The organism is Vibrio sp. 10N.261.52.A1 (assembly GCF_002876325.1).
In the GTDB taxonomy this organism is placed as follows: Bacteria; Pseudomonadota; Gammaproteobacteria; order Enterobacterales; family Vibrionaceae; genus Vibrio; species Vibrio chagasii.
This window is the reverse complement of sequence record NZ_MCYD01000443.1, coordinates 1-456: the sequence shown is the minus strand read 5'-3', so window position 1 is coordinate 456 and position 456 is coordinate 1. Positions and strand designations below refer to the sequence as shown.

The following is a 456-nucleotide window of genomic DNA, read 5'->3' as shown; positions in this document are numbered from 1 at the left end:
CATAACGGATTGCGAGTGCTTTTGGTTCAAGACCATTGTGCTCAAAAAGCTGCAGCTGCACTCGCCGTTAATGTCGGGCACTTTGATGATCCTGCCGACCGAGAAGGTTTAGCGCATTACCTAGAGCATATGCTATTTCTAGGAACTGAAAAGTATCCAAAGGTCGGAGAGTTTCAGAGTTTTATCAGCCAACATGGTGGCAGTAACAATGCTTGGACCGGAACAGAGCACACTTGCTTCTTTTTTGACGTCGAATTGAATGCCTTCGAGGGCGCTCTAGATCGCTTTAGCCAATTCTTTACCGCCCCTCTATTTAACGAAGAAGCACTAGATAAAGAGCGCCAAGCCGTTGATTCTGAGTACAAGATGAAACTCAACGATGATGCGCGACGCCTATACCAAGTTACCAAAGAGTTGGTTAATCACAACCACCCATTCTCGAAGTTTTCTGTCGGT

Annotated in this window: 1 protein-coding gene; it reads left to right on the top strand. The window is 46.1% G+C overall.

Annotated features, from left to right (window positions below):
• On the top strand, nucleotides 1-456 hold a 456-nt coding region (locus BCT81_RS05280; RefSeq protein ID WP_241908165.1), incomplete at both ends, for an insulinase family protein.